The following is a 10315-nucleotide window of genomic DNA, read 5'->3' as shown; positions in this document are numbered from 1 at the left end:
GACGAACACGACGCGGCCCGCACCCGGCTGGACGCTGCCGGTGACGGTGGCGTCGCCGAGCAGCACGGCCCGGTGCTCCAGGGCGGTGCGGCCGACGGCCAGGGACAGGCCGACGTCCTTCAGGCGGGCCGCGGATGCCGCGACCGCGCGGACCCGTTCCGTCTGTGTGGCGAGGGCGGCCTCGTCGGCGGCCGACACGACGAGCGGCACGACGGGCAGCGCGACGGGCCGCGGCCCGTCCTGCGGCGGCGCGTCGTGCGCTTCGCCGGTCACGGCCGGTTCGGCCGCCGGGAGTTCGAGGACGGCGTGGGCGTTGGTACCGCTCATGCCGAACGCGGACACCCCGGCGCGGCGCGGCCGTCCGGTCTCCGGCCAGGCGGTCTCCTCGGTCAGCAGCCGCACGGCGCCCGCGTCCCACTCCACGTGGGAGGACGGCCGGTCCACGTGCAGGGTCCTGGGCAGCAACCCGTGCCGCATCGCCATGACGGTCTTGATCACACCACCGACCCCCGCCGCCGCCTGGCTGTGCCCAATATTCGACTTCAACGACCCCAGCCACAACGGCCGTTCCGCCGAACGGTCCTGACCATAGGTGGCAATCAACGCCTGCGCCTCGATCGGATCACCCAGCGTCGTACCCGTACCGTGCGCCTCCACCGCGTCCACCTCGGCCGCGGACAGACCCGCGTTGGCCAGCGCCGCACGGATCACCCGCTGCTGCGCGGGACCGCTGGGCGCGGTCAGCCCGTTGCTCGCCCCGTCCTGGTTGACGGCCGAACCGCGGACGACGGCCAGTACCTGGTGCCCGTTGCGCCGCGCGTCCGAAAGCCGCTCAAGCAGCAGCACGCCGACGCCCTCGGCCCAGCCGGTACCGTCCGCCCCTTCGGCGAACGGCTTGCACCGGCCGTCGGCCGCGAGGCCGCGCTGCCTGCTGAACTCGGTGAACACCTCCGGGGTCGCCATGACCGCGACGCCGCCCGCGAGCGCCATGGCGCACTCGCCGAGCCGCAGGGACTGCGCCGCGAGGTGCAGCGCGACCAGCGAGGAGGAACAGGCCGTGTCGACGGTCACGGCGGGCCCTTCGAGGCCGAAGCTGTAGGCGATGCGGCCGGAGAACACGCTGGTGGCACCGCCGGTCAGCCGGTAGCCCTCGATCTCCCGGGGCGCCGAGGCCCCGTCGAGCCGAGCGCCGTAGCCCTGGGGCGAGGCCCCGACGAACACGCCGACGGAACGGCCGCGCAGGCCCCTGGCGTCGAGTCCGGCGCGTTCGAACGTCTCCCAGGACGCTTCGAGCAGCAGCCGCTGCTGCGGATCCATCGCCAGCGCCTCGCGCGGGCTGATCCCGAACACGCCCGGGTCGAACTCGGCGGCGTCGTGCAGGAATCCGCCGTGCCGCACGTAGGAGGTGCCGGAGCGTTCCGGGTCCGGGTCGTACAGGGCCGCGAGGTCCCAGCCGCGGTCCGTGGGGAACTCCGTGACGGCGTCGCCGCCCTCGGCGACCAGCCGCCACAGGTCCTCGGGGGAGGCGACCCCGCCCGGGTAGCGGCAGCTCATCGCGACGATCGCGATCGGCTCGTCCGCGGCGCCCGCACCACTGCCCGCCGCGCCCCGCTTCCCGGCCGGGTCCGCCGCCCGGTCCGCCGCCGGGTCGCCGAAGACCTGCTCCCGCAGGTGTGCGGTCAGCGCGGCGGGCGTGGGGTGGTCGAAGACGAGCGTCGTCGGCAGGCGCAGGCCGGTTTCGGCGGTGAGCCGGTTGCGCAGTTCCACGGCCGTCAGCGAGTCGAAGCCGAGATCCTTGAACGCCCGGTCGGCGGCGATACCGGCGGCCGAATCGTGTTCGAGCACGGCCGCGACGTGTTCGGTGACCAGGTCGAGCAGGGCGTGGTCACGGTCCGCGGGGGGCAGTGCGGCGAGGCGTCCGCCCGGCGTGGCCGCGCCCGGCTCGCCGCCCGCCGCGGGGGGAGCGGGGTCGAGGGCGGCGCGGACCTGCGGCAGTCCGCCGATGAGCGGGCGGGCGCGGGCGGCGGTGAACGCGGGGGCGAACAGCTCCCAGCGCACGTCCGCGACGGCCGCGTCGCCCCCGCCATCGGCGAGGACCGCTTCGAGCGCGGTGACCGCGGCCTGCGGGTCGAGCGCGGGAACGCCGCGCTGCCGCAGCCTGGCCACGGCGTCGCCGTGCGCCATCCCGCCGCCCGCCCACGGGCCCCAGGCGACGGCCGTGGCCGTCAGCCCGCGGGCCCTGCGGCGGGCGGCGAGCGCGTCGAGGTGCGCGTTGGCGGCGGCGTAGGCGCCCTGGCCGCCGCTGCCCCACACGCCCGCGACGGAGGAGAAGAGCACGAAGGCGTCCAGCGGGGTGTCGCCGAGCAGTTCGTCGAGGTGGCGGGCGCCCGTGGCCTTGGCCGCCGCGGCCCCGGCCAGCGCCGCGGAGTCCGTCTCCGGCAGCGGACCGCCCGCGTTGACGCCCGCCGCGTGCACGACGGCGGACGGCGGGTGCTCGGCGAGCAGCGCGGCGACGGCGGAACGGTCCGCCAGGTCGCAGGCGGCGATGGTGACCTGCGTGCCCAGGGCGGTCAGTTCGTCGCCCAGTTCGGCCGCGCCGGGGGCGGCGATGCCGCGGCGGCTGGTGAGCACGAGGTGCGGGGCGCCGTTGCGGGCGAGGCGGCGCGCGACGTGCGCGCCGAGCGCGCCGGTGCCGCCGGTGATGAGGACGGTACCGCGCGGCCGCCAGGGGGTGGCGGGGCCGGTGACGGGGGCGTGCGTCAGGCGCCTGGCGTGCAGGGTGCCGCCGCGCGCCGCGAGTTGGTCCTCGTCGCGGGCGTCTCCCGGCAGACCGGCCAGGACCGCGGCGAGCAGCGCGGGCCCCGTCCCGTCGGGGTCGTCGTCCGGCAGGTCGATCAACCCGCCCCACCGGTCGGGGTGTTCGAGGCCGACGACGCGGCCGAGGCCCCAGGTCATGGCCTGCTCCGCGCTGGGTGGCGCGTCGTCGGGCCCGGTGGTGACGGCGTGCCGCGTCACGAGCCACAGCGGCGCGGCGAAGTCCGCGTCGCCCAGGGCCTGCACGGCGGCCAGGGTGTGCGCGAGCCCGGCGGGCACCTCGGGCCCGTCGGGGTGCGGGCGTTCGTCGAACGCGAGGAGCGACACAACGCCGGTGACGGGCCCTTGCGCGGTCTCGGCCCGCAGCCGGGCGGCCAGCGTGTCGCGGGTGGCGGAGTCGTCGACGGCGACGGTCAGGACGCGGGCACCGTCGGCGGCGAGCCGTTCCAGGCAGGCGTCGGCCGTCGCGGCGTGCGGCGCCGCGGGGGCGGCGGGCAGCAGGGCGAGCCAGGTGGTGCCGGCCAGGCCGCCGGGGGCGCCGGGGGCGGCGAGCGGCAGCCAGCTCTCGCGGTAGCGCCACTGCCGCCACGGCTCGGCGCCCGCGCCGGAACCGGCGGGCGCGGCGGGCGCAGTGGGCCAGTACCGCTTGCGCTGGAACGCGTAGGTGGGCAGCGGGCGGAGCCGGGCGCCGGTGCCGGCGAACAGGGCGTGCGGGTCGGCCTCGACGCCGTGGACATGGAGGCGCGCCAGCGCGGCGGCCAGGGCCCGCGGCTCGGGCCGGTCGGCGCGGAGCAGCGGAACGGACGGCAGCGCGGCGCGGTCCTGCGGCAGGCAGTCGGGCACGGCGCCGGACAGGACGGCGTCGGGGCCGAGTTCGACGAAGGCGGTGGCGCCCTCGGCGTGCAGCGCGGCGACGGCGTCGGCGAACCGGACGGTGGCGCGCACCTGCCCGGTCCAGTAGGCGGGCGAGCGGGCCTCGTCCGCCGTCAGGGGCCGCCCGGTGACGGTGGAGACGACGGGGATGCGCGGCGGGGCGTAGTGCAGGGACTCGGCGATCTGCCGGTAGGCGTCGAGCATGCCGTCCAGGTGCGGGGAGTGGAAGGCGTGGGAGGTCCGCAGCCGCTTGGTCCTGCGGCCGGCGGCGTGCCAGTGCCCCGCCAGCTCCTCGACGAGACCGGCGTCCCCGGAAAGCACCGACGAGGCAGGCCCGTTGACGGCGGCGATGGACACGCGGTCCTCGTGTCCGGCGAGGAGCGGCGTGATCTCCTCGGGTCCTGCCTCGACGGCGATCATCGCGCCGTCGGCGCGCTGGGCCTGCATCAGCCGCCCGCGGGCGGCGACGAGGGCCGCGGCGTCGGGCAGCGCGAGCACCCCGGCGGCGTGGGCGGCGGCGAGTTCGCCGATGGAGTGGCCGGCGAGGAACTGCGGGGCCAGGCCCCAGCTCTCCAGCAGCCGGAAGAGGGCCACTTCGAGGGCGAACAGCGCGGGCTGCGCGTACTCGGTGCGATCGAGCAGGGCCGCGTCGGCGACGGCCGCGCGCAGCGGGCGGTCCAGGTGCGGGGCGAAGGCCGCGCACACCTCGTCGAACGCGGCGGCGAACGCCGGGTGGGCGGCGGCGAGTTCGGTGCCCATGCCGGGCCGCTGGCTGCCCTGTCCTGTGAAGAGGAACGCCACGGCGGTATCGGCCGCGGCCGTGCCGGTGACGACGTGGGCGGCGGGCCGCCCCGCGGCGAGCGCGTCGAGGCCGCGCAGCAGGTCGTCCCGGCCGCCCGCGGTGACGACGGCGCGGGCGGGCAGCGCGGCGCGGGCGGTGGCCAGCGTGAACGCCAGGTCGGCGTCGCCGCGCGGCTCCTCCCCCGCGCCGGTGCCGGTGCCCGTGTCGAGGAACGCGTGCAGGCTGCGGGCCTGGGCGCGCAGCGCGGCCTCGTTCCGCGCGGACAGGCGGAACGTTCCGGTGGCCGGCCCGGCGTGGCGGGCCGGCTCCTCGGTGGAGGCCGGGGTCGGGGCGGGCGGCGCCTGCTCGATGACGGCGTGCGCGTTGGTGCCGCTGATGCCGAACGACGAGACGCCGAAGCGGCGCGGCCGGTCCGGTACGGCCTCCCACGGCACGGCCTGGGCCAGCGGACGCACGGCGCCCGAGGACCAGTCGACGTGCGGGCTCGGCGCGTCGAGGTGCAGGGAGCGTGGCAGTTCGCCGTGCCGCATCGCCTCGACCATCTTGATGACGCCCGCGACGCCCGCGGCGGCCTGGGTGTGGCCGATGTTGGACTTCACCGAGCCCAGCCACAGCGGCCGTTCGGGGTCACGGTCCCGGCCGTAGGTCGCCAGCAGGGCCTGCGCCTCGATGGGGTCGCCCAGCCGGGTCCCGGTGCCGTGCGCCTCGACGGCGTCGATGTCGGCGGCGGCGAGGCCCGCCCCGGTCAGGGCCGCGGTGATGCAGCGCTGCTGGGACGGCCCGTTGGGCGCGGTCAGGCCGTTGCTCGCGCCGTCCTGGTTGACGGCGGAGCCGCGGACGACGGCGAGCACTTCGTGCCCGTTGCGCCGCGCGTCCGAAAGACGTTCGAGCAGCAGGATTCCGGCGCCCTCGCCCCAGCCGGTGCCGTCGGCCGCGGCGGCGAACGGCTTGCACCGGCCGTCGGCCGCGAGGCCGCGCTGCCTGCTGAACTCGACGAACAGGTCGGGCGTCGACATGAGGGTGACCGCGCCGGCGAGCGCCAGATCGCACTCGCCGCCGCGCAGCGCCTGCGCGGCCAGGTGCAGGGCGACCAGCGCGGAGGAGCAGGCGGTGTCGACGGTGACGGCCGGGCCCTCGAAGCCGAACGCGTAGGAGATGCGCCCGGACATGACGCTGGCCGCGGCGCCCGTGGAACGGTAACCCTCCGCGACGTGCGCGCCGTCGACGCGCCCGCCCTGCGCGGCCTCGGCCAGCAGCGCCGGGTAGTCCTGCCCGTTGGTGCCCGCGTAGACGGCGGTACGGCTGCCGCGGAGCGTGCCCGGGTCGATGCCCGCGCGTTCGAACAGCTCCCAGGTGAGTTCCAGCATCAGGCGCTGCTGCGGGTCCATGGCCAGCGCCTCGCGCGGGCTGATGCCGAAGAAGTCGGCGTCGAAGTCGGCGACGCCGTCGAGGAACGCGCCCTCCCGCACGTAGGAGGTGCCGGGCACGTCCGGGTCCTGGTCGAACAGGCCGTCGAGGCGCCAGCCGCGGTCCTCGGGGAACGGCGTCATCGCGTCGGTGCCCGAGCTGACCAGCTGCCACAGCTGTTCCGGGCTGTTCGCGCCGCCGGGGAAACGGCAGCTCATGGCGACGATGACGACGGGGTCCTCGGCCGCCCCCGCGGTGCCGGCCGCCGGGCCCGCGGCGGTCGGGGAGGCGCCGGGCCCCTCGGCGCCGTCGAGGAGTTCGGCGCGGAGGTAGGCGGCGAGCGCCGCGGGCGTGGGGTAGTCGTAGACGGCCGTCGCGGGCAGCCGCAGGCCGGTCGCGCCGTTGAGGCGGTTGCGTATCTCGACGCCGGTCAGGGAGTCGAAGCCGAGGTCCTTGAACGCCCGCCCGGCCGCGACGGCTTCGGCGCCCTCGTGCCCGAGGACGGCCGCGACGTGGCCGCGCACCAGGTCCAGGACGAGCCGCCCGCGTTCGTGCTCGGTGGCCTCCGCGAGGCGGCGGGCGAGCGCGTTGCCGCCCGGCTCGGCCTGCTCCCTGCGGGAGTTGGCCGCGCGGATGGCCCTGACCTCGGGTATGTCGTGCAGCAGCGGCCGGGTGCGGGAGGCGGTGAACGCGAGGAAGAAGCGTTCCCAGTCGATCTCCACGACCGCCACGCACGGGTCGCCCGCGTCGACGGCGTCCCGCAGCGCCGCGAGGGCCCGCTCCGGCGCCATGCCGGGCAGGCCGTGCCGCCGCAGCAGGTCGGCGACGTCGTCCTGGGCGGCCATGCCGCCGTCGGCCCACGCGCCCCAGGCGATGGAGGTGGCCGGCAGCCCATGGGCGTGCCTGGCCTGGGCCAGCGCGTCGAGGAACGCGTTGCCCGGGGCGTAGTTGCCCTGGCCGGGGACGCCGAGGGTGCCCGCGATGGAGGAGAACAGCACGAACGCGTCCAGCGGCAACTGCCGGGTCAGCTCGTGCAGGTTGACGGCGGCGACGGCCTTCGGGAGCAGGGCCCGTTCGATCTGCGCCGGGCGGATGGTGTCGACGACGCCGTCGTCGAGGACGGCCGCCGTGTGGATCACGGCGGTCAGCGGGTGCTCGGCGGGGATCGCGGCGATGACGGCGGCCAGCGCGTCGCGGTCCGCGGCGTCGCAGGCCGCGATCGTCACGCTGGCGCCGAGAGCGGTGAGTTCGGCGGTGAGCGCGTCCGCGCCCGGCGCCTCGCCGCCGCTGCGGGACAGCAGCAGCAGGTGCTCGGCCCCGTTGCGGGCCAGCCAGCGGGCGACGTGCGCGCCGAGCGCGCCGGTGCCGCCGGTGATGAGCGCGGTGCCCCGCGGGCGCCAGCGGCGGTCCTCCGGCACGGCGCGGGCGGGGGCGTGCACGAGCCTGCGGACGAACGTGCCGACCGCGCGCAGCGCGAGCTGGTCCTCGGGGGCGTCGGTGGGCTTGGCGTCGGCGGTGCGCACTCCGGCGAGCGCGGCGGTCAGCCGGGCACCCGCGGCGGCATCGAACTCGGGCGGCAGGTCGACCAGGCCGCCCCAGCGGTCGGCGTGTTCCAGCGCGACGACGCGGCCGAGGCCCCACACGAGGGACTGCACGGCGCTGCCGGGTGCTTCGCCGGGGTCCGCGGAGACGGCGCCGCGGGTCGCAAGCCACAGCGGGGCCGCCACGCCCGCGTCGCCGAGCGCCTGGACGAGCGCGAAGGTCGCGGCGAGCCCGGCGGGCGCCGCCGGGTGCTCCGGGTGCGGCCCTTCGTCGAGCGCGAGCAGCGACAGCACGCCGGCGGCCGGTTCCGCGGCGGCCTCGCCCAGCTGCGCGGCCAGCGCCTCCCGCCCGGCGCCGGACGGCACGGTGACGAGCACGGCGTCCGCGCCGCGTTCCGCGAGAGCCGCCGCCGCGCCGGCGACGTGCGGGTCCTCGGCGCGGCCTGCGGGCGCGACGACGAGCCAGCGCCCTGGCAGGGCGGCGGGGCGGGCGTCGGGGAGCGGTATCCAGCCGATGCGGTAGTGCCAGGAGTCCGCCCCGGAACGGGCCGCGGCCGGCGGGGGCGCGTCGAGCCAGTAGCGTTCCCGCTGGAACGCGTAGGTCGGCAGCTCCGCGCGGCGCGCGCCCGTGGCGGCGTGCTGCGCGGCCCAGTTCACGGGGGCGCCGTGCACCCACGCCTCGGCGAGCGCCGCCACGAACCGGTCCAGGCCGCCCTCGCCGCGCCGCAGCGTCGCCAGCACGGCGGCCCGGCGGTCCTGGGCCAGGTCGGCGGACTCGGCCATGCCGACGGTCAGCACCGGGTGCGGGCTGACCTCGACGAACAGCGTGTCGCCGCGGTCGAGGAGGGCGGCGACGGTGTCGCCGAAGCGGACGGTGCCGCGCAGGTTGCGGAACCAGTAGTCGGCGTCCAGCTCCGGCCCTTCGACGGGCGCACCGGTGACGGTGGAGTGGAACGGGACGGCGGACCGGCGGGGCCGGATGTCCGCGAGCGCGGCGAGGATGTCCGCGCGGAGCGTCTCGACCTGCGGCGAGTGGGACGCGTAGTCGACGGCGATGCGCCGGGCGCGCACGCCGTCCGCCTCGCAGGCGGCGAGGAGCTCGTCCAGCGCGTCCAGTTCGCCGGAGACGACGACCGAGCCGGGCCCGTTGACCGTCCCGACGGCGAGCCTGCCGTCCCACCGGGCGATCAGGCGCAGCGCCCGTTCCTCCGGGACGGCGACGGACACCATGCCGCCGAGCCCGGACAGGGCGCGCAGCGCCTTGCTGCGCAGCGCGACCACGGCGGCGGCGTCCTGGAGGGTGAGGATGCCCGCGACGCAGGCCGCGGCGATTTCGCCCTGGCTGTGGCCGACGACGGCGGCCGGCTCCACGCCGTGGGAGCGCCACAGCGCGGCGAGGGACACCATGACGGCGAACAGCGCGGGCTGCACGACGTCGACGCGCTCGAGCAGGGGCGCGCCCGGCTCGGCGAGCACGTCGGGCAGGGACCAGTCGACGTGGGGGGCGAGCGCGTCCGTGCACGCGCGCAGGGAGTTGGCGAACACCGGTGACTGCTCGGCCAGTTCGAGGGCCATGCCGGCCCACTGCGAGCCCTGCCCCGGGAAGACGAAGACGACCTTGCCGCCGTCGATCGCGGTGCCCCGCACGGCGCCGGGCCTCGGGTCGCCCGCGGTGCCCGGCTCGTCCGCGGCGGCGAGCGCGGGCAGCGCGTCGGCGCCGGTCAGCGCCACGGCACGGTGTTCGAACGTGGCGCGCGTGGTGGCCAGGGCGTGGCCGACGTCCGCGGGGTGCAGTCCGGGGTGGGCGGCGAGGTGGTCGGCGAGCCGCGCGGCCTGGGCGCGCAGCGCCTCGGCGGAGCGCGCCGACAGCACCCACGGTGCGGCGGGCGCGGCGGCGGGCGCTGTGTCCCGGTCGGGTGCGGCGGGCGTGTCGGCGGGGAGTTCGAGAACGGCGTGGGCGTTGGTGCCGCTGATGCCGAAGGAGGAGACGGCGGCCCGCCGGGCGCGTCCGGTCTCCGGCCAGGCGGTCTCCTCGGTGAGGAGACGCACATGCCCCGCCTCCCAGTCGACGTGGGAGGAAGGCCGGTCGATGTGGAGCGTTCTGGGCAGCACGCCGTGCCGCATGGCCTGCACCATCTTGATGACGCCCGCGACGCCGGACGCGGCCTGGCTGTGCCCGATGTTCGACTTCAACGAACCCAGCCACAGCGGCCGTTCGGGATCACGGCCCTGACCATAGGTGGCGATGACCGCCTGCGCCTCGATCGGATCACCCAGCGTGGTGCCGGTGCCGTGCGCCTCCACCGCGTCCACCTCGGCCGCGGACAGACCCGCGTTGGCCAGCGCCGCACGGATCACCCGCTGCTGCGCCGGACCGTTCGGCGCCGTCAGCCCGTTGCTCGCCCCGTCCTGGTTCACCGCGGTACCGCGGACCACCGCCAGCACCTGATGCCCGTTGCGCCGCGCGTCAGAAAGCCGCTCAAGCAGCAGCATGCCGACACCTTCCGCCCAGCCGGTGCCGTCCGCCCCTTCGGCGAACGGCTTGCACCGGCCGTCGGGGGACAGCCCGCGTTGCCTGCTGAACTCGACGAAGGTGTTGGGCGTGGCCATCACGGTGACGCCGCCCGCGAGCGCCATGCTGCACTCGCCGCTTCGCAGCGACTGCGCGGCCCAGTGCAGGGCGACCAGCGAGGAGGAACAGGCCGTGTCGACCGTCACCGCGGGGCCTTCGAGGCCGAACGTGTAGGCGATGCGACCGGAGGCGACGCTTCCGGTGTTGCCGGTCAGCAGGTGGCCCTCGAAGCCCTCGGGCGCGGCCGGGAACCGGGCAGCGTAGTCGTGGTACATGACGCCCGCGAAGACGCCGGTGGCGCTGCCC

General features: G+C 77.1%; 1 protein-coding gene. It reads right to left on the bottom strand.

All coding sequences use genetic code 11. The annotated features are described in order from the left end of the window. On the bottom strand, window positions 1–10315 hold a 10315-nt coding region (locus STBA_RS31190; RefSeq protein ID WP_253195136.1), incomplete at both ends, for a type I polyketide synthase.

The organism is Streptomyces sp. MP131-18, from assembly GCF_001984575.1.
Taxonomy (GTDB): Bacteria; Actinomycetota; Actinomycetes; order Streptomycetales; family Streptomycetaceae; genus Streptomyces; species Streptomyces johnsoniae.
The sequence above is the reverse complement of the archived record's forward strand: the minus strand, read 5'-3'. Positions and strand labels throughout refer to the sequence as shown.